Below are 19,909 nucleotides of genomic sequence, written 5' to 3'. Positions count from 1 at the left end.
GGTGGCGCGTGCGTCGTACTGTTGATCAGGGTCGTACGGGTGCCGGAGTGGTGTCCGACTGGGACGATGTAGGCGCGACACTACTGAGGGGACGAGGCGGAGATGGCGAACCCGTTCGTCAAGGGTTGGAAGTACCTGATGGCGCTCTTCGGCGCGAAGATCGACGAGCACGCCGATCCGAAGGTGCAGATCCAGCAGGCGGTCGAGGAGGCGCAGCGGCAGCACCAGGCGCTGGTCCAGCAGGCCGCGGCGGTGATCGGCAACCAGCGCCAGCTGGAGATGAAGCTCTCCCGGCAGATGACCGAGGTGGAGCAGCTCCAGGGCAACGCGCGGCAGGCGCTCGCGCTGGCCGACCAGGCCCGGGGCCGGGGCGACGAGACCGAGGCCGGCCGCTACGAGCAGTCCGCCCAGTTGCTCGCCACCCAGCTCGTCTCCGGTGAGCAGGCGCTGGAGGACCTCAAGACGCTGCACGACCAGGCGCTCGGCGCGGCCGCGCAGGCCCGCAAGGCGGTCGAGAACAACTCGATGATCCTCCAGCAGAAGCTCGCCGAGCGCACCAAGCTGCTCAGCCAGCTCGAGCAGGCCAAGATGCAGGAGAGCGTGGCCCGCTCGCTGGAGTCGATGTCGTCGCTCACCGCGCCGGCCAGCACCCCGTCCCTGGACGAGGTGCGGGACCGCATCGAGCGCCGCTACGCCACCGCCATGGGCCGGGCCGAGCTGGCCGGCAACTCGGTCGAGGGCCGGATGCTGGAGATCCAGAAGGCGACGCTCGACTCGGCCGGGTCCTCCAGACTGGAACAGATCCGGTCGAGCATGGCCGGCGAGCAGCTCGGCGGCCAGCAGCAGCGGCCCGCCGTGGGGCAGCCGACCGACCCGGCCGCCGCCGCCCGGCTGGACGAGATCCGGGCCAGCATGAGCCGGGACCGCGGCGCCGGGGAGAGCACCACCGGCTGACGGACGAGGGAGAGCGATGGCGGACGAGCGGACGCGACACTTCCGGCGGCTGGCCAAGCTGCGTCGTTCGGCGCGGCGGTGGAGCGTGCTGGCCGGTGGGCTGGGCGGTGCCGCCGCGGTGCTCACCCCGTACGCCGGCCTGGGGCTGCCGGACGCGGCCTGGGCCGGTGCCGCGGGCAGCGCGATCGCGGTGGCCGCCTGGCGCTGGATCGACCACCGGGCGCTCGCCGCCGTGCCGGCCCCGCCGGCGCTCGACCCGGCCGAGGCCGCCGCCCGCTCCCGGGCCCGGCTGGTCGCCGCCGTCGAGCGGCTGCCCGTCGGCCCCGGCGTCCTCGCCGAGGTACGCCGCGTCCGGTCGCGCCTCGCGCTGCGCGGCACCTCCGCGGCCGAGCCGTGGGCCCGCCTGGACCGCGCCGCGCTCACCCTCGGCGGGCTGGCCGGCCGGTTGACCGGGCTGGCCGAGCCGGCGGTCCGGGAGGCCGCCGAGGCGGACCATTCCCTGCGTGAGCTGGCCGGACGGGTGGCCGGCGTGGAGCGCGCGCTGAAACTGGCCCCGCGGGGGCCGCTCGCCGAGGTGCACGCCACGCTCGTCGCCCAACTCGAGGAGGGGGTGGCCGCCTACGAGCGGCTGGTGGTGGCCGCCGCCGGCTACGTCGCCGAGGACGCCCGCCCCGACACCCACCACCCGGCCGCCGCACGCCTCACCGAGGCCACCGACCTGCTGCACGGCGTCGCCTCTGCCCTCGCCGAACTCCGCACCCCCCTCAGAACCACCCCCTGACAGCCCCGCCCGCCCCCGGGTGATCATGAGGTTGGCGGCGATGTCGATCTCCGATCCGGCCGTCAACCTCATGATCGACAGGAGGGGTGTCGAGCGGGTCACTCGGGGGTGGTGATCTGGATCGGGGGGGTCCACGGGGAGGTGCCGACGATGTTCGTCGCGCGGACCCGGTAGTAGTAGGTGACGCCGGGCGGCAGGGCGGTGTTGGTGAAGCCGCGGCCGGTGACGCGGAACGTGGTGGGGTCCCGGGTGAAGCCGGCGTCGGTGGCGCGTTCGACGAGGAAGCCGGCGCCCGGCCCGACCGGCGTCGACGCCGACCAGCTCAGCGTCACCGTGGTGGTGTCCGGGGCCGGCGCGCCGGCGGTGGCGGAGACCCGGGTGGGCGCGGCCGGCCGGGGCGGCGTGGTCACCGTGGCCACCGTCGACCAGGGGGACGCCGCGCCGAGGTACGTGGTGCGTACCCGGTAGTAGTACGTGGTGTCCGGTGCGACGACCGGGTCCAGGTGGGCCTCGCCGACGGTGATCGCCGTGGTGCCCGGCCCGCTGGTGAACGTGGGGTTGGTGGCCCGCTGCACGTCCACCCCGGTGGCGAAGGAGTGGTTCGCCCAGCGCAACGCCACCCGCAGCGGGGCGGCCGGCGGCACCGCCGCGGTCAGCCGGGACGGCGCGGTCAGCCGCACCGCCGCCGGCGCGTCGTTCGACCAGGCCGAGCAGCTCACCGCGTTCTCGGCGCGGATCCGGTAGTGGTAGGTGACGCCGGGGGTGACCGTCGCGTCCGTGTACCGGGTCGCGGTGGCGGCCACGGTGATCTCGGTGCGGCCGGTCGTGAAGGCGCTGTCGGTGGCGCGTTGCAGCCGATGGCTGGTGGCCGGCGGCCGGCTGCCGTTGCCGGTCCAGGCCAGCGCGATGGCCGGCAGCGCGGTGGCCGAACCGGGCACCGGCGTGGCGGTCAGGCCGGTGGGCGCCCGGGGCGACACCCGCAGCACCAGCGGCCGGCTCATGCCCTGGTCGCGCAGCCCCGCCGAGCGCGTCTGCCAGCGGTACTCCCAGCCCAGGTTGACCACCTGGTTGACCACCGTCGCGGGCCGGCCGTCGACCGGGCTGACCGGGCCGGCGTCCAGCCGCGCGCCGGCCGGGCGGCTCGGATCGAGCAGCCGTACGCTGTCGCCGACCGTGAACGGCAGGCTGGGCGCGACCGGGCGCAACGCCACCACCACGTCCTCCCGGGGGTTTACCCGGACGGTGTCCTTCCAGCCCAGCTCGCCCTGTTCCGGTGGGCGGAGCGTGCCGTCCCAGCCGACCCGGTTGACCACCTGCACGTCGACGCCCTCCACGTGCACCGGATGGGTCCGGTCCGTGTCGCCGACGATCCGCCAGAGCTGGGTGCCGTCCGCCGGCGCGCCCACCGGCACGGTCGGGTCGGTCACGAACAGCTCCTCGGTGACCGGGTCGGCCGGGCCGAGCGGCAGCACGGCCGGCGCGAGCGGGCCGGCGAGCGGGTGGCCGACCCCGAGTCGCCCCACCGCCCGGCCGTGCCGGGGCTCGAACACCTGCCCGACCGACTTCACCGCCAGCGGCAGCGTGACCGGGCCGGACCCGCCGGCCGGGGTGAACGTGACCGAGGTGGCACGCGCCGGGACCAGCGTCGGGCCGGCGGTGCGGGTGCCGAACGCCGGGTCGTACGCCGGTTGCGGCACGATCGGCGGCGGCTGGCTCTGCGCGTACGCGGCGGGCAGCCGGGCGGCCAGTCGCCGCATGTCGTAGCGGGGCGCCGGGCTGCCGACCACCCGGATCTGGAGCAGCGTGCGCGTGTTCGGGCCGTAGCCGGGGTGGGCCGGCGGCAGGCCGCCCGCGCCGGTGCGGTCGGCGGCGCCGGTGTGGTGGTCGTAGCGCGGATCGAAGCGGGGCAGCGGGGCCGGGCAGTCGTTGTAGAGGATCAGCGTGCGGCCCGGCGGCACGGTGGAGAAGTCCACCACCACGTCGGCGCGTTCGCCGGGCGCGAGCAGCAGCGTGTGCCCGTCCACGTTGAGCACGGTCGGGTCCTGCCGGTCGTAGCGGTAGCCGACCGGCTGGTTCGCCAGCACCACCGGCGCCGGCAGCAGGCCGCCCTCGTTGCCGATCTGGATCAGCTCCGGCCCGGCGGCGGCCGGGTCGGGCACGCCGCCGTCGCGCCCGTCCACCGGCCAGTACGCCGCCCGCCCCGGCACGCGTACCGCCTCGACCATCGGCACCTCGCCGGCGCGCGGGTCGGCCGCGTCGCCGTCCGGCGTCCACATCGGCCCGTCCGAGGCGGCCCGGTAGAGCTGGAGGTTGAGCGCCCGGTCCGCGCAGGCGTTCAGGATCCGGAACCGGTACGCCCGCGGCTCGACCTCCAGGTACGGGTACGCGACGCCGTTGACCAGCGGCGTGTCCCCGTACGCCGCGGGGACCGCCGACGGGTGCGGCACGCCCGGCACCAGCGGTGGCTCGTCGGGTTCGGTGACCGGGTCGTGGTGCGGGTTGGGCACCGGGGCGACCCAGGGGCTGGTCCCGCCGTCCGGGTCGTGCGCCCACGGCCCGTAGTCCCACCGCCCGGTCGGGTTCGTGCCGCTGATCCGGTACGGGTTCTGCCGGGGCTGGTAGACGTGTGGGTGCCAGAGGCTGCCCTTGGCGCCCCAGCGGTCCCGGTCCCAGGTCGGGTCCTGCGCGGCGAGCTGCGCGTCGTCGGGGACGAACGTCTTGTCCTCGATCACCAGCGGGAGCTGGTCGGCGGGGAGCACGCCGTCGGCGACGAGGCGGTCCTCGGCCGGGTCGGTGAGCAGGTAGAGCGCGAGCTGCCCGGCGTAGACGGTGAGCCGGGACAGGCCGAGCGTGTTGTCGTGCAGCCACATCAGCCGGCCGCTCTGGTCGTTCGGGAAGTAGAGCGTGGTGGCGCCCGCGCCGGGCGCCGGCATGTCCGGCACCGGCGTCACCCCCACCCCGACCGGGTACGGGGTGATCTCGCCGGCCGGGGTCACCCACTGCCACGGGTTGCCGGCGCTGATCCAGGCGGTCCGCGCGCCGGCCAGGTGCGGCACGGCCCGGTTCTGCGGGTACGGCGCGGGACCGTCCAGCGGCCCGGTCCCAGCCCCGTCGACCGTCTCGTCGACCGGTAGGAACAGTTCGCCGGCCCGGCCGGTGGGGAGCTGGTTGATGAACTTGATCCGGACCGGCCGGCCGCGCCGGGCCTCGATCATCGGCCCGAGGTGCCAGGGCCGGTCGGGCGGGCTCACCGTGTTGTGGCCGGACGCGTCAGTGCCCAGGTTGAGCTGGCGGTAGCCGCGGAGCCGGGTGGCCGGCAGGTCCCGGTGCAGGCGCTGCGCGTACTCCTGGAGGCCGATCTCGTAGTAGTCGCAGCCCGGCCAGGTGATGGTGTCCGGCACCGCGACCGGCAGTCGGGCGCCGAGCCCGGCGGTGGGCGCCCGGCCCGGCAGCGGCAGCGGGTCGACGAACTTGCGCAGGCCGGTGCCGGGGACCGGGCGGCCGTCCGGGTCGAGCGTGGGCAGCGGGCTGCCGGCGGTGTTCGGCACCGGACCGAACAGCCGCGGCACCCCGCCCGGGTCCAGAGGGGCCGGGCCGGTGCGTTCGGCCGGTCCGGCGGGCGTCTCGTCGGCGGCGCGGGCGGTCGGGACGGTGGGCGCGGTCTCCTCGGCGACCGTGGCGGCCCGGTCCGGCCGGTCCGGCCGGAGTCTGCGGAACAGCACCATGGCTCTCCCCGGGATCGGGGCGCGCCCGGCCGTCACCCCGGCGTGGCGGGCGTACGCGCTGCTGACGATCGGTGCGGTCCACCGCAGCATGCGACGCCGGACGGGCGGGAGGGAAGTACCCAATCGTCCGTATCTCGGGTGATCTTATGCGGTTCGTGGAAGTTGCATGTCACGTCCGCTCCGGCTGGCAGACCGGGCACCAGTAGGTGACCCGCTCGCCCAGCTCCTCCTTGCGGATCGCCGTCCCGCAACGCCGGCACGGCTGGGCCCGGCGACCGTAGACGTAACTGGTCCCGCCCCGGCGCAGCACCCCGGTGGTGCTCTGCGTCCAGCGGCCCCGGTTCGCCGCCAGCAGCCGCTGGGCCAGCGCGACGGTGCCGGCCAGGTCGGGCACGTCGCGCACCGGCGTCCACGGCGACACCCCGCGCAGGAACAGCACCTCGCACTTGTAGAGGTTGCCCACCCCGGCCAGGTTGCGCTGGTCGAGCAGCGCCTCGCCGATGCTCTGCTCCGGGTGCGCGGCCAGCCGGCGGACCGCCTCGGCCGGGTCCCAGTCCGGACCGAGCAGGTCCGGACCGAGGTGACCGACGAGCGACTCCTCCTCGGCGGTCGGGATCAGCGCCAGTTCGTGCAGGTGGTAGCCGACCGCGACCGCGCCGGCGGAGCGGAGCACCACCCGGATCAGGTGCGCCGGTCGGGCCGACCACCGCTCGCCCGGGGCGTACGCCCGCCACGCGCCGTCCATCCGCAGGTGCGAGTGCAGCGTCCGGTCCTCGCCGGCCGGACCGGCGAGGCGCAGCAGCAGGTGCTTGCCGCGGCTGGCCGACTCGCGCACGGTCCAGCCGGTCAGGTCGGTGGTGGCGAGCTGCGGCACGCGGAAGTCCGACCCGGTGAGACGGGCCCCGGCCAACGCGCGGTGCAGGACGCGGGCGGTGTTCCAGACGGTGTCACCTTCGGGCACCCCGTCATTGTCGCCTACCGAACGGAATTCACATGTTTCGCTATCTGCACCGATATTCTTTTTTGTGTTGATAGCGGACAGGATCAGGGGGTTCTGAGGAGAATCCCATGGCCCGAGCCCGTCGTACCGTCATCGCCCTGACCGCCCTGCTCACCGCCATCGCCGGCCTGCCCGCCGCCGCGTCCGCCGCGCCGGCCCGCGCCCCCGGCCCCGAACGCTGGTCCGCCGACCTCGCCGTCGCCGGTGGCGACGACGTCAACGTCACCTGGCGCGCCGGCCGCCTGCGGCTGGCCGACCCCCGCCCCACCGCCCGCACCCGCCCCGCCGCCGCGTCCGGCCCGCTCGCCGAGGGCATCCTGCTCGCCGCGCCGCGCGCGCTGGACCGGCCCGCCACCCGGGTACGCGCCCGGCTCGCCGCCCGCACCGGCGACGGCGGCACCGCGACGGCCGAGGTACGCGGCTGGCGGGCCGGCGGCTGGACCGAGTGGCGCGACGCCACCGAGGCCCTCTTCGACCAGCCGGTCACCCGGGTCCAGGCGCGCGTCGTGCTGACCGCGCCGGGCACCGCCGCCGAGGCCACCGTGACCGACCTGACGCTCGCCGCCGACCAGGCCGCCGCCGCCGCGACCCAGCCCACCGCCGGGCGCACCTACCGGGTGTACGCGACCCGGATCGGCCTGGTCGGCGGCGTCACCGCCAACGGGCACGTCGTCGGCGCGCGGGACCACTTCGCGGCGCTGCCCACCCGGCGCGGCCTCTCCCCCCGGGGCACCGGCGACTACACGGTCAAGGTCTGCACCACAAACGGCAGCCGGTGCGAGTACGCGCCGGTCTGGGACGTCGGCCCGTGGAACACCCGGGACGACTGGTGGAACCCGCCGACCGTCCGGGAGAACTGGCGCGACCTGCCGCAGGGCCGGCCCGAGGCGCAGGCCGCCTACGAGGACGGCTACCACGGCGGGCGGGACCAGTTCGGGCGGGTCGTGCGCAACCCGGCCGGGCTGGACCTGGCCGACGGCACGTTCTGGGACGGGTTGCGGCTCACCGACAACGCGTGGGTGAACGTGACACTGCTCTGGACCGGGGGCGGGGCGCGGGCGGTGGTCGGCTCCGGGCCGCTGACCCTGCGCACCGGGGCGGGCACCTCGTACGCGAGCCGGGGCCTCGCCGCCACCCACGCGCAGGTGCCGGTGCAGTGCTACCTGACCGGCGAGCGCATCGCCGGCACCTACCGCACCACGACGCGGTGGTACCGCCTGGTCGGCGGCACCTACGTCAGCCACGCCTACCTGTCCGCAATCTCCGGCGGCCCCGTCCCCCGCTGCTGACCCTCCCTCCCTCCCTCCCCGCGTCTCTCCCCGCCTCCCTCCCCGGCGATCTTGCACTTGCGGCCCGTCCGGCGCGGCTTTCGGGTCATTTGTCGGGGCATGAACTGCAAGATCGCGGGGTCAGGGGGTGGTGACGGTGACCATGTCGCCGGGGGAGAGGGTGAGGAGGTCGGCGGCGCGGCCGGTGTGCACGGCCACGGCCACCAGGCCGGCCGAGTCGACGTAGGCGACCAGGCTGCCGGGAGCGGCGTCGCCGAACGTGCGGCCGTGCACGGCCTCGCGCCCGTTCACCAGCACCCGGGACGGCAGGCCGTCGAGCAGCGGGCCCGGCGCGGCGAGTTGGACGTTGCCGAAGTGGTCGACGGTGAGCACCTCGGCGTCGAACCCGGCGGCCTCCGCCCGGACGACCGGCTCCGGCAGCCGGACCAGGGTGGCCGGGTCGACGGCCGGCCCGGCCCCGGCCGGCGGCGCGCCGAGCGCCAGCCGGGCGGCCACCGGCGCGAACACGTCCCGCCCGTGGAAGGTGCGGGACACGGTGGGCGCGAGCCACGCCGGGTTGGTCAGCTCCACCGCGGCGGTCACCCCGCCGAGCGCCTCCGCCGCGGGCAGGAGCAGCCCGTTGTCCGGCCCGACCAGCAACCCGCCGGGCGCGGCCAGCGCGATGCCGCGCCGCTCGGTCCCGACCCCCGGATCGACCACCCCGACGTGCACCCCGACCGGCAGGTACGGCACCGTCTGCGCTAGCACCGCAGCGCCCCGGCGGACGTCGCCCGGCGGCACCAGGTGCGTCACGTCGATCACCCGGGCGGTCGGCGCGAGCCGCGCGAGCACCCCGTGGCAGGCCGCGACGAAGCCGTCCGCCAGCCCGTAGTCGGTGGTCAACGAGACGCACGGCCGGCGCGTCACCGGTGGCCCGTCCGGATGACTCGCCATCGGCTCCTCCTCGTCGTCTCCGGCCACCCTAGCGAGACGCCGCCCCGCCCTCCCGCCGTGGCCGTGCGGGAGCCGCCCGGTCCGTGCGGGAGCTGGCCGGTCCGTGCGGGAGCTGGCCGGTCCGTGCGGGAGCTGGCCGGTCCGTGCGGGAGCCGGCCGTGCCGCCGGCCGGTCCCTGCGGCGCCGCCCGGTCCGGGCTGAGCCAGCCGTGCGGTGCCGGCCGGTCCGGGCGGGGTCAGCCGTGCGGCGCCGCCCGGACCGGGGCGGGTCAGCCACGCAGGCGCAGGCCCCGGGGGGTGGCCCGGAACCCGGCCGCGGTGAGCGCGTCGCGCAGCGGTGAGGAGTGCACCGCCTCGCCGTCGGCGCGCTCCACCGAGATCGCGCCGAGCGCGCCGGAGTGCACCGCGTCCGCGAGCGCCTTGCCGGCCGCCCCGAGCGCGTCGGTGTCGTCGGTGAACGAGAGGATCGTCCGCCCGCCCCGCTCCACATAGAGCACCAGGTCGCCGCCGACCAGCACCACCAGCGCGCCCGCCTTGCGCCCGGCCCGGTGGCCGGTGGCGGGTGCCGACCCGTCGCCCGAGTCGACGACGCGGTCCGGCCAGGACAGCGCCGCGCCGTACGGGTTCGCCGGATCGGTGGCGGCCAGCACCACGGTCGGGCCGCCGCCCCGGTCCCGGCTGTCGTCGGCCAACGCGCGGATCCGGTCGACCGCGCCGGGCACCGCGAACTGGGCCGCGCCCAGGCCCTCGACGAAGTAGCCGCGCCGGGCCGCCCCGCGCTCCTCCAACGCCGACAGCACCGGGTAGACCGCGGCGAAACCACCTGTCACCTGCTCCGCCACCACCGCGCCCCGGGTCACCACCCCGTGCCGTTCCAGCAGCAGGTCGGCCAGGGCGGCGGCCCGACGGGTCGGGTCCAGGTCGCGTTCCGGCAGCCGGGACCAGCGGCCGGCCATGGTCGGCGGGCCGCCCCGGCTGGGCAGCGCCACCCGACCGGGCCGGCGGTAGCGGGTGCGCGGCGCCGCCGGCCGGGACCGGTGCGCCCCACCCGCGCCCAACGCGGCCCGCAGCGGCGCGAGCGTGTCGTTGGTCAGGTGGCCGGCCCAGACCAGGTCCCACACCACGGCCGACAACGCGGCGTCGTCGGTGGTGCCGACCCGATCGGAGAGCGAACGGAAGAACAGCGCCTGCCCGTCGCCGAGCGCGTCGAGCACGGCCTCGTGCAGCGGGGTGAGCGTCAACGTCTCGTCCGGTGGCGGCAGCAGCAACGGCGCGACGTCGGCGTACGCCAGCGTCACCCACCCGTCGCCGCCGGAGATCGCGCCGGCGCCGGCCCAGACCACCTCGCCGCCGGCGCACAGCTCGTCGAGCTGGGCCGGCGAGTAGTCGGCGACCCGGGCCGGCAGCACCAGACGCTCCAGCGCGGACGCCGGCACGGTGGTGCCCTGCACCTGCTCCACGGCGGCGGCGACCGCCTCGACGCCCCGGGCCGACGAGCCGACCTGCTGCCAGCGGGGCAGGAACGCGGCCAGCGCCCGGGGCGGCACCGGCTCGATCTCCCGGCGCAGCGCCGCCAGGGAGCGGCGGCGCAGCAGGCGCAGCACCTCCGCGTCGCACCACTGGGTGCCGACGCTGTCCGGGGCGAACTCGCCGGAGACCACCCGACCGGTCGCCGAGAGCCGGCGCAGCGCCTGCTCGACCACGAACACCCCGAGCCCGAACCGGGCGGCGCAGGTGGCCGCCGCGAACGGGCCGTGGGTGCGCGCGTACCGGGCGACCATGTCGCCGAGCGGATCGGCCACCGGCGCGAGGTGGGCCTCGGCCACCCCCACCGGCAGCGCCACCCCGAGCGCGTCGCGCAGCCGGGCGGCGTCCTCGACGATCACCCAGCGGTCCTCGCCGGCGACCCGGACCCGCAGCACCCGGCGGGCCGCCGCCAGCTCCACCGGCCACGCCTCCGGCACCCCGCGTTCGGCCAGCTCGGCCGGGCTCAGGTCGCCGACCACCCGGAGCAGCTCGACCACGTCCTCGGCGTCGCGGGGCCGCCGCTGCTCGGTGCGCCAACGCAACTGCCGCTCGGTCTCGGCGAGCACCGCCGGGTCGAGCAGCTCCCGCAGGTCGACCCGGCCGAGCAGCTCGCCGAGCAGCCCGGAGTCGAGCGCCAGCGCGGCGGCCCGCCGCTCGGCCAGCGGCGCGTCGCCCTCGTAGAGGAACGCCCCGACGTACCCGAACAGCAGCGACCTGGCGAACGGGGACGGGCGTTCGGACTCCACCTCGACCAGGCGCACCTTACGGGCGGCCAGGTCGCGCATCAGCCCGCCCAGGGCCGGCTGGTCGAAGACGTCCTGGAGGCACTCCCGGGCGGCTTCCAGGGTGACCGGGAAGTCGGCGTACTCGCGGGCCACGTCGAGCAGTTGCGCGGCGCGCTGGCGTTGGGCCCAGAGCGGCTGCCGGCGGCGCGGGTCGCGGCGGGGCAGCAGCAACGACCGCGCCGCGCACTCGCGGAACCGGGCGGCGAACAGCGCCGACGTGCCGACCGACTCCTCGACGAGCTGGGCGATCTCGTCCGGCTCGAAGACCACCACGTCCGCGCCGGGCGGCTCCTCGGCGGTGTCCGGCAGTCGCACCACGATGCCGTCGTCGGAGGGCATGACCTGGGCGTCCACGCCGTAGCGTTCGGCCAGCCGGCGACCGATGGCGAGCGCCCACGGGCCGTTGACCCGGGCGCCGAGCACCGAGTGCACGGCGAGCCGCCAGTCGCCCAGCTCGTCGCGGAAGCGCTCGACCACCACCGTCCGGTCGTCGGGCAGCGACCGGGTGGCCGCCTTCTGCTCGCGCAGGTACGTCATCAGGTTGCCGGCGGCCCAGTCGTCCAGCCCGCCGGCGCGCAGCGCCGCCACCGCGTCGGCGTCGGACTGTCGCAGCAGCGCACGGACCCGGGCGCCGATCGCGCGGCCCAGCTCGACCGGCCGGCCGAGCTGGTCGCCCTTCCAGAACGGCATCCGGGCGGCCTGCCCCGGCGCGGGGGAGACCAGCACCCGGTCGGGGGTGATCTCCTCGATGCGCCAGGACGACGAGCCGAGCAGGAACACGTCGCCGACGCGCGACTCGTAGACCATCTCCTCGTCCAGCTCGCCGACCCGCGCCGCCCGCTCGGCCCCGGCCAGGAAGACGCCGAACAGCCCCCGGTCGGGAATGGTGCCGCCGCTGGTCACCGCGAGCCGCTGGGCGCCGGGCCGGCCGGTCAGCACGTCGGTGGCGCGGTCCCAGACCAGCCGGGGGCGCAGCTCGGCGAAGGCGGTGGACGGGTAGCGGCCGGAGAGCATGTCGAGCACCGCGTGCAGCGCCGAGTCGGGCAGCTCGGCGAAGGGCGCCGCGCGCCGCACCAGCACGGCCAGGTCGCCGAGCGGCCACGGCTCCAACGCCACCATCGCGACGATCTGCTGGGCCAGCACGTCGAGCGGGTTGCGCGGGTAGTGCAGCTCCTCGATCGCGCCCTCGCCCATCCGCTCGGCGACCACGGTGCAGGAGAGCAGGTCGCCGCGGTGCTTGGGGAAGACCACGCCCCGGGAGACGGCGCCGACCTGGTGCCCGGCCCGGCCCACCCGTTGCAACCCGGCCGCGACGCTCGGCGGCGCCTCGATCTGCACCACCAGGTCCACCGCGCCCATGTCGATGCCCAGCTCCAGACTGGAGGTGGCCACCACGGCGGGGAGCTGACCGGACTTGAGCGCCTCCTCGATGTGCTTGCGCTCCTCCCGGGAGACGCTGCCGTGGTGCGCCCGCGCGATCACCGACGGCGCCCCGGTCGCGGCCCCGGACTGTGCCATCACCTCGGCCGGCTGCCGGGGCGCGCGCACCGGCCCGGCCCGGTCGCCGGCCGGCGGGCCGTCGACGCCGGGCAGCAGATCGGATACGCGCACCGGCTCCCCGCCCCGGGCCACGCGGCTGCCCTCCGGCGCGGACGCCGCCTCCGCCTCCTCGGCGGCCAGCTCGTTGAGGCGGGCACAGAGTCGCTCCGCCCCCCGCCGCGAATTGGTGAACACGATCGTGGACCGGTGCGCGCGGATCAACGCGAGCACCCGCTCCTCGACGGCCGGCCAGATCGAGGGCCGGCGCGGGCCGAGCCCGCCCAGCTCGTCCTCCGGGGGCTCCTGCTCGTCGAGGCGGGTCATGTCCTCCACCGGAACCTGGACGCTGACCTCGATGGTCTTGTCGGCCGGCGGCTGCACCACGTCGACCGGGCGGACGCCGCCGAGGAAGCGGGCGCAGACGTCGATCGGGCGCACCGTGGCGGACAGCCCGATGCGTTGGGCGGGCCGCTCCAGCAGCGCGTCGAGGCGTTCCAGGGAGAGCGCCAGGTGGGCGCCGCGCTTGGTGCCGGCCACCGCGTGCACCTCGTCGACGATCACCGTGTCCACCCCGCGCAGCGAGTCGCGGGCGGCGGAGGTGAGCAGCAGGAACAGCGACTCGGGCGTGGTGATGAGGACGTCCGGCGGGGTGCGGGCGAAGGCCCGCCGCTCGTCGGCCGGGGTGTCGCCGGTGCGCATGCCGACGGTGATGTCGGGCGGGGCGAGCGCGAGCCGGGTGGCGGCCTGCCGGATGCCGATGAGCGGGGTCCGCAGGTTGCGCTCCACGTCGACGGCGAGCGCCTTGAGGGGGCTGACGTAGAGCACCCGGCACCGCCGCCGAGGGTCGGCCGGCGGTGGCTCCTTGCCCAGCCGGTCGAGCGACCAGAGGAACGCCGCGAGCGTCTTGCCGGAGCCGGTCGGGGCGACCACGAGCGCGTGGTGACCGGCGGCGATCGAGCGCCAGGCGCCCGCCTGGGCCGGCGTGGGCGCGGCGAACGCCGCGGTGAACCACTCCCGGGTCGCCGCGCCGAACTCCGCCAGCACCCCGTCGGCCGGGGTCACCTCGTCCGCCACGGCACCATCCTGCCCCGCCGGTACGACATCCGGCCCGTCGCCGGGGTGGTTCCGTACCGGGCGGACAATTGACGCGACGAATAAGGGATTTGTTCCGTTAAGTCTCACTTAACTGCTTGCTTGCGGCATGCAACATAAAGTAACTTCACTCGCAACGTGGCGTGGGTGGAGGCGTGGATGACCGTTGAGGAGCGAGGCTCTCGACCCGGCACCGACGTGCTCATCCGCAAGGTCGACAGCCGGCTCGCCTCGCTCCGCGCCGGCCTGCACGGCCCGGAGCTGGAGCTGGCCGAGGAGCTGGCCGAGCGCCTGCGTCAGCTGGTCGTCGCCACCGCCCGGTCCAGCGCCGCCGACCGCGCGCTGGTCCGCGCCGCGGTGCACTACTTCGTGCTGCGCCGGGAGAGCCGCGACACCCGGCTTCCGGTCCGCTCCCTCGCCGCCGCCCAGCGCGTGGTGGACCGGGCGGCCCGCCAGCTCAACCACCCGGCCCAGCCCGGCGACCCCCGCCGAAACCCGGCCCGCTTCCCCTGACGGTTTTCGGGGAAAACGGCGCGGCGGGTGGGGAAGTGGCGTGTGATCGGTCGTACCCGCAGCGTGCCCCCGCGCTGTACCTCGACCGGGAGTACGCGTGCTCGTCCTGCTGATCCTGCACCTGGTGGCGGCACTGCTCGCCCCGCTGCTGGTCCGCAGGTGGGGCCCGCGCGCCTGCCTGCTGGTGGCGCTCGCCCCGGCGGCCACGGCCGGCTGGGCGGTGGCGCACACCGGCGCGGTACGCCACGGCGGCGCGGTGGTCGAGACGTACCCCTGGATCCCGCAGCTCCGGTTCGACCTGGCCCTGCGGGTCACCACGCTGTCCTGGCTGATGCTGCTGCTGGTCGGCGGCGTCGGTGCGCTGGTGCTTGTCTACTCCGCCCGCTACTTCCCGCCCGGCTCGGTGGGGCTGGCCCGGTTCGCCGCCGTGCTTGTCGCGTTCGCCGGCGCGATGCTCGGCCTCGTCGCCGCCGACGACCTGCTGCTGCTCTACGTCTTCTGGGAGCTGACCACCGTCTTCTCCTACCTGCTGATCGGGCACAGCACCGAACGCCGGGCCAGCCGGTGGGCCGCCGCCCAGGCGCTCACCGTCACCACGCTGGGCGGCCTGGCCATGCTGGTCGGCTTCCTGCTGCTCGGCCACCACGCCGGGAGCTACCGCTGGTCGGCGGTGGCCGCCGCGCCGCTGCCCGGCGGCGGGTACCTGGCCACCGCCGTGCTGCTGATCCTGACCGGCGCGCTGGCCAAGTCCGCGGTGTTCCCGTTCAACGCCTGGCTGCCGGTGGCGATGGCCGCGCCGACACCGGTCAGCGCGTACCTGCACGCGGCGGCGATGGTGAAGGCCGGCATCTTCCTGATCGGGCTGCTCGGCCCGGCGCTCGCCCCGGCCGGGCCGTGGCGGCCGGTCACCGTGGTCGCCGGGCTGGTCACGCTGGTCGGCGGCGGCTGGGCGGCGCTGCGGCAGTGCGACCTGAAGCTGCTGCTGGCGTACGGGACGGTCAGTCAGCTCGGCCTGCTGGCGGTGGCGTTCGGGGCGGGCACCCCGGCTGCGGCCCTGGCCGGCGTCGCCCTGCTGGCCGCGCACGCGCTGTTCAAGGCCGCGCTCTTCCTCGTCGTCGGCATCCTCGACCACGCCACGGGCAGCCGGGACCTGCGGGACCTGTCCGGCGTGGGCCGGGCCTCGCCGCTGCTGGCCACCGTCGCCGCGCTGGCCGCCGCGTCGATGGCCGGCGTCCCGCCGCTGCTCGGCTTCGTGGCCAAGGAAGGCGTGCTCGCCGCGTTCACCGACCGGCCGTGGGTGCTGGTGGTGCTGGTCGCCGGCAGCGCCTTGACGGCGGGCTACAGCATCCGCTTCCTGTGGGGCGCGTTCGGCACCCGACCCGGGGTCCGGGACACCGTGCTGGACCGACCGCCGGTGGCGATGGTGGTACCCCCGGCGCTGCTGGCCGTGGCCGGGCTCGCCGCCGGCCTGACCGCCGGCTGGGTGGGCGGCCTGCTCCAGCCGTACGCCGAGCTGTTCGGCCCGGTCGAGGAGCACCTGGCGCTCTGGCACGGACCCACCGTGGCGCTCGGCCTCTCCGCGCTGGTGCTGGCCGGCGGCGTGCTGCTGCACCTGCTCCGCGGCCCGCTCGCCCCCGCGCTGGCCCGGCTGCGCTCGCCGGTGGGCGGCAACCAGGGCTACGAGTGGGCGATCCACCGGTTCGACCGGCTCGCCATCGAGGTCACCGGCGCCACCCAGCGGGGTTCGCTGCCGCAGTACCTCGGCACCGTGCTGCTCGTCCTGGTGGTCGTGCCGGGCGGAGCGATGGTGGCCACCGCGCCGTGGCGGGTCGAGCTGGCGCCCTGGGACACCCCGACCCAACTGGTGGTCTGCCTGGTGATCGCGGTCGCGGCGGTGCTCGCGGTGGGCGCGCGCCGCCGGCTCACCGCCATGCTGCTGGTCGGCGTGACCGGCTACGGCACCGCGATGATGTTCGTCCTCTACGGCGCGCCGGACCTGGCACTCACCCAGTTCCTGGTGGAGACCGCCACCATCGCCGTCTTCGTGTTGGTGCTGCGCCGGCTGCCGGAACGCTTCTCGGCCCGTCCGCTGCGCCGCAGCCGGTGGCTGCGGCGGGGCATCGGCGTCGCCGCCGGCCTGGTGATGGCCGGCCTGGCGCTGACCGCGGCCGGTGCCCGCCGGGCGCCGTCGATCTCCGCGGCGTTCGGTGACCTCGCGGTCGCGCAGGGGTACGGCCGCAACGTCGTCAACGTGACGCTCGTGGACATCCGGGCCTGGGACACCATGGGCGAGATCTCGGTGCTGGTGGTGACCGCCACCGGGGTGGCCAGCCTGATCTTCGAGCGCTCCCGCACCGGGCCGCGCCCGCGCCGTCCCCGCCCGGCGGTGCCGCGCCCCGGCCGCACGGTCTGGCTGCGCGGCGGGCAGACGCTGCACGAGCGGCGGCGGTCGATCGTGTTCGAGGTGGTCACCCGGCTGATCTTCCACACCGTGCTGCTCTTCTCGCTGTTCCTGCTCTTCTCCGGGCACAACGCGCCGGGCGGCGGGTTCTCCGGCGGGCTGGTCGCCGGCCTCGCGCTGACCCTCCGCTACCTGGCCGGCGGGCGGTACGAGCTGGCCGAGGCCGCGCCGGTCGGGGCCGGCATGGTGCTCGGCGCCGGCCTGGCGGTCTCGGTCGGCAGCGGCGTGCTCGGCCTGGTGCTCAGCGGCGAGGTGCTGCAGAGCGTCAAGGTGGATCTGTGGCTGCCGCTGATCGGCCACTTCTACCTGGTCACGTCTATCTTCTTCGACATCGGCGTCTATCTGGTGGTGGTCGGGCTGGTGCTGGACATCCTGCGCAGCCTGGGCGCCGAGGTGGACCGGCACGTCGAGGCGGCCGGCGAGCCGGGCCGTGGCCTGACGGTCCGGCGTGAGGGGCCGGGCGCGTGACGGGGCCGACGCTGGTGCTGGTGCTGGCGGTCGGGGTGCTCGTCGCCGCCGGCGTCACGCTGCTGCTGGAACGCAGCCTGACCCGGATCCTGCTCGGCGTCATCCTGCTCGGCAACGGGGTGAACCTGCTCATCCTGCTCGGCGGGCGGTCCGGCGCCGCCCCGCTGGTCGGCACCGCGCCGGCCGGCGACATGAGCGACGCCCTGCCGCAGGCCATGGTGCTCACCGCCGTGGTGATCACGTTCGGGCTGACCGCGTTCCTGCTCGCGGTCGCCTACCGGAGCTGGTACACCAGCGGCGACGACGAGGTGCAGGACGACCTGGAGGACCGGCAGACCGTCCGGCTGGCCGAACGCAACGAGGTGGCCACCGCGGACCTCGGCGGCGACGGCCCGGACGGCGACCCGGAACAGGTCGACCCGGAGCCGGCCCGCCGCCGGCTGCGGCGGAACGAGGAGTCATGAGTGGGCTGGTGCCGCTGCCGGTGGTGGTGCCGCTGCTCGGCGCGGCGCTCACCCTGATGCTGACCGGCCGGCCCCGGTTGCAGCGCTCGATCAGCGTGCTCTGCCTGGCCGGCGTGCTGCTGGTCGCGGTGGTGCTGCTGGTCCAGGCGTACCGGTACGGGCCGGTGGTGGTGCGCGTCGGCGGGTGGCCGGCGCCGGTCGGCATCGTGCTGGTGGCCGACCAGTTGGCGGCGCTCATGGTGGTGGTCTCCTCGGCGGTCACGCTCTGCGTGCTGATCTACTCGATCGGCCAGGGTCGGGCGGAGATCGGCGAGACCGCGCCGGTGAGCATCTTCCACCCCACCTACCTGGTGCTCACCGCCGGCGTGACGAACGCGTTCCTGGCCGGGGACCTGTTCAACCTGTTCGTCGGCTTCGAGATCCTGCTGGCCGCGAGCTTCGTGCTGATCACGCTGGGCGGCACCGAGGTGCGGCTGCGCACCGGCTCGACGTACGTGGTGGTCAGCATCCTGTCGTCGCTGCTCTTCCTGTCCGCCGTCGGGTTGGTGTACGCGGCCACCGGCACGCTGAACATGGCGCAGCTCGCCGGCCGGCTGGACGCGCTGCCCGCCGGCGTACGCCTCGCGTTGCAGCTCATGCTGCTGCTCGCGTTCGGCATCAAGGCGGCGGTCTTCCCGGTCTCCGCCTGGCTGCCGGACAGCTATCCGACCGCGCCCGCGCCGGTGACCGCGGTCTTCGCCGGCCTGCTGACCAAGGTCGGCGTGTACGCGATCATCCGCACCGAGACGCTGCTCTTCCCCGGCGGCCAGGTCGACGGGCTACTGATGGTGGTGGCCGGTCTGACCATGGTGGTGGGCGTCCTGGGCGCGGTGGCGCAGTCGGACATGAAGCGGCTCTTCTCCTTCACGCTGGTCAGCCACATCGGCTACATGATCTTCGGGGTGGCGTTGAGCAGCGTCGCCGGTCTGTCCGGCGCGATCTTCTACGTGGTGCACCACATCACCGTCCAGACCACGCTCTTCCTGGTCGCCGGCCTGGTCGAGGAACGCGCCGGCAGCACCGACCTGCGGCGGCTCGGCGGGCTGGCGCGGGTCACCCCGGTGGTCGCGGTGCTCTTCTTCGTCCCGGCGATGAACCTGGCCGGCGTCCCGCCGTTCTCCGGCTTCCTCGGCAAGCTCGGCCTGCTCCAGGCCGGCGTGGCGGCCGGCGGCGCGCTGCCCGCCGTGCTGGTCGGCGCCGGCACGCTGACCAGCCTGCTGACGCTCTACGTGGCGTCCCGGGTGTGGAACATCGCGTTCTGGCGGGCGCCGCGGCTGGCCACCACCACGCCGGACGCCCGGCTACCCGCCCTGATGGTCGGCGCCACCGCCGCGCTCGTCGGGCTCGGCGTCCTGCTCACGCTGGTGGCCGGGCCGCTGTTCCAGGTCACCGCGGACGCCGCCGCCGACCTGCGCCAACGCACCCCGTACGTGCGGGCCGTGCTGCCCCGGGACGTGCCGTGACCGCCGACCCGGGCCCGGACCGGGGCGGCGCGGCGCCGGGCGGCGACCCGCCGACGGTGGGCCGCGGCGGCCGTCGGCGGGACCAGGCCGTGGCGCTCGGCTGGCTGGTCGTCGTCTGGCTGCTGCTCTGGGGCGACGTCTCCTGGGGCAACCTGCTGACCGGCCTGGCGATCGGCGCGGCGGTGCTGTTCTTCTTCCCGCTGCCGTCGGTCACCTTCGGCGGGCGGCTGCGGCCGGGGCCGCTGCTGGTGCTCGCCGGCACGTTCGTCGGGGAGCTGGTCAGCGCCAGCGTGCACGTCGCCGCCGTCGCGTTGCGCCCCGGCTACCGGCCGCGCGGCGGGATCATCGCGGTGCCCCTGCGGGTCCGCACCGACCTCAACCTGGCGCTCACCGCCGAGGTGATCTCGCTGGTGCCGGGCACCCTGATCCTCGACATCGACCGCACGCGCGCGGTGCTCTACGTGCACGTGCTCGACGTGCGCGGCCCCGAGGACCTGACCGGCAGCCGCGACCGCGTGCTCGCCGTCGAACGGCGCATCGTCCGCGCCGTCGGCTCTCCCACCGAGGTACGCCAGCTCGACACCGAACCCGTCGAACGGAGGAACCACCCGTGACCGTCCTGCTCGCCGTCGCGCTGACCGTGCTGCTCTCGGCCACCGCACTGCTCGCCCTGACCCGGATCTACCGTGGCCCGTCCCTGCTCGACCGCATCGTCGGCGCCGACCTGCTGCTCGCCGCCATGCTCGGCGCGGTGGGGGCGGAGGCGGCGGTGAACCGGCACGCCACCACGCTGCCCGTGCTGGTGGTGCTCTCCCTGCTCGGCTTCGTGGGCTCGGTCTCCCTGGTCCGCTTCGCCGTCCGGGCCGAATCGTGACGG

13 protein-coding genes are annotated in these 19,909 nt (G+C 75.8%); 9 read left to right on the top strand and 4 right to left on the bottom strand.

Annotated elements, in window-relative coordinates; translation table 11 throughout:
* Positions 1-102 precede the first annotated feature (102 nt).
* Complete coding sequence (locus TPA0908_RS06170; RefSeq protein WP_281935482.1) at positions 103-954, top strand: PspA/IM30 family protein; 852 nt, start codon at positions 103-105, stop codon at positions 952-954.
* 16 nt (positions 955-970) lie between these two features.
* Positions 971-1,735 carry a phage shock envelope stress response protein PspM gene (gene pspM / locus TPA0908_RS06165; RefSeq protein WP_281935481.1) on the top strand — a complete coding sequence of 255 codons (765 nt, stop codon included), beginning with the start codon at positions 971-973 and terminating at the stop codon, positions 1,733-1,735.
* Positions 1,736-1,833: 98 nt separating this feature from the next.
* On the opposite strand, the gene TPA0908_RS06160 is transcribed toward pspM, so the two are convergent.
* Positions 1,834-5,550 (bottom strand): fibronectin type III domain-containing protein, encoded by a 3,717-nt coding sequence (locus TPA0908_RS06160; protein ID WP_281935480.1) that lies wholly within the window; start codon positions 5,548-5,550, stop codon positions 1,834-1,836.
* Between the two features lie 79 nt (positions 5,551-5,629).
* On the bottom strand, positions 5,630-6,421 hold the full coding sequence (locus TPA0908_RS06155; RefSeq protein WP_281935479.1) for a DNA-formamidopyrimidine glycosylase family protein: 792 nt from the start codon (positions 6,419-6,421) through the stop codon (positions 5,630-5,632).
* A gap of 107 nt (positions 6,422-6,528) precedes the next feature.
* On the opposite strand from TPA0908_RS06155, the gene TPA0908_RS06150 reads away from it, so the two are divergent.
* Positions 6,529-7,749, top strand: a complete 1,221-nt coding sequence (locus TPA0908_RS06150; RefSeq protein WP_281935478.1) for a hypothetical protein — start codon at positions 6,529-6,531, stop codon at positions 7,747-7,749.
* A 120-nt stretch (positions 7,750-7,869) separates the two neighbouring features.
* On the opposite strand, the gene TPA0908_RS06145 is transcribed toward TPA0908_RS06150, so the two are convergent.
* Complete coding sequence (locus TPA0908_RS06145) at positions 7,870-8,682, bottom strand: SAM hydrolase/SAM-dependent halogenase family protein (protein ID WP_281935476.1); 813 nt, start codon at positions 8,680-8,682, stop codon at positions 7,870-7,872.
* A 268-nt stretch (positions 8,683-8,950) separates the two neighbouring features.
* Positions 8,951-13,606, bottom strand: coding sequence for an Lhr family helicase (locus tag TPA0908_RS06140; RefSeq protein WP_281935474.1), 4,656 nt, complete (start codon positions 13,604-13,606; stop codon positions 8,951-8,953).
* A 177-nt stretch (positions 13,607-13,783) separates the two neighbouring features.
* Between TPA0908_RS06140 and TPA0908_RS06135 the strand changes: the two genes are divergently transcribed.
* The 6 genes from TPA0908_RS06135 to TPA0908_RS06110 all read left to right on the top strand — a co-directional run bounded on the left by TPA0908_RS06135 (position 13,784) and on the right by TPA0908_RS06110 (position 19,906).
* The gene (locus TPA0908_RS06135; RefSeq protein ID WP_281935472.1) at positions 13,784-14,137 is read left to right on the top strand and encodes a hypothetical protein; all 354 of its coding nucleotides are present in this window, start codon (positions 13,784-13,786) and stop codon (positions 14,135-14,137) included.
* 97 nt (positions 14,138-14,234) lie between these two features.
* Entirely contained in the window at positions 14,235-17,066 is a 2,832-nt protein-coding gene (locus tag TPA0908_RS06130) for a Na+/H+ antiporter subunit A (protein WP_281935470.1), read from the top strand.
* Complete coding sequence (locus TPA0908_RS06125; protein ID WP_281935469.1) at positions 17,063-17,530, top strand: Na(+)/H(+) antiporter subunit C; 468 nt, start codon at positions 17,063-17,065, stop codon at positions 17,528-17,530. Before TPA0908_RS06130 ends, TPA0908_RS06125 begins: the two co-directional genes overlap by 4 nt.
* Positions 17,527-19,032: a Na+/H+ antiporter subunit D gene (locus tag TPA0908_RS06120; RefSeq protein WP_281935467.1), complete on the top strand. Its 1,506-nt coding sequence runs from the start codon at positions 17,527-17,529 to the stop codon at positions 19,030-19,032. Before TPA0908_RS06125 ends, TPA0908_RS06120 begins: the two co-directional genes overlap by 4 nt.
* Entirely contained in the window at positions 19,029-19,646 is a 618-nt protein-coding gene (locus TPA0908_RS06115) for a Na+/H+ antiporter subunit E (RefSeq protein ID WP_281935465.1), read from the top strand. The genes TPA0908_RS06120 and TPA0908_RS06115 overlap by 4 nt, the downstream gene beginning before the upstream one ends.
* Positions 19,643-19,906: a monovalent cation/H+ antiporter complex subunit F gene (locus tag TPA0908_RS06110; protein ID WP_107156066.1), complete on the top strand. Its 264-nt coding sequence runs from the start codon at positions 19,643-19,645 to the stop codon at positions 19,904-19,906. Before TPA0908_RS06115 ends, TPA0908_RS06110 begins: the two co-directional genes overlap by 4 nt.
* Positions 19,907-19,909 lie beyond the last annotated feature (3 nt).

It is taken from the genome of Micromonospora sp. AKA38 (genome assembly GCF_027925725.1).
Lineage (GTDB): Bacteria > Actinomycetota > Actinomycetes > Mycobacteriales > Micromonosporaceae > Micromonospora.
Note: the sequence above shows the minus strand (reverse complement) of the source record. Positions and strands in the feature narration are given on the sequence as shown.

Bases quoted from the DNA above. Each gene is read 5' to 3' on its own strand.
- TPA0908_RS06170 (WP_281935482.1), top strand. From the start codon at position 103: ATGGCGAACCCGTTCGTCAAGGGTTGGAAGTACCTGATGGCGCTCTTC.
- pspM (WP_281935481.1), top strand. From the start codon at position 971: ATGGCGGACGAGCGGACGCGACACTTCCGGCGGCTGGCCAAGCTGCGT.
- TPA0908_RS06160 (WP_281935480.1), bottom strand. From the start codon at position 5,550: ATGCTGCGGTGGACCGCACCGATCGTCAGCAGCGCGTACGCCCGCCAC.
- TPA0908_RS06150 (WP_281935478.1), top strand. From the start codon at position 6,529: ATGGCCCGAGCCCGTCGTACCGTCATCGCCCTGACCGCCCTGCTCACC.
- TPA0908_RS06145 (WP_281935476.1), bottom strand. From the start codon at position 8,682: ATGGCGAGTCATCCGGACGGGCCACCGGTGACGCGCCGGCCGTGCGTC.
- TPA0908_RS06135 (WP_281935472.1), top strand. From the start codon at position 13,784: ATGACCGTTGAGGAGCGAGGCTCTCGACCCGGCACCGACGTGCTCATC.
- TPA0908_RS06120 (WP_281935467.1), top strand. From the start codon at position 17,527: ATGAGTGGGCTGGTGCCGCTGCCGGTGGTGGTGCCGCTGCTCGGCGCG.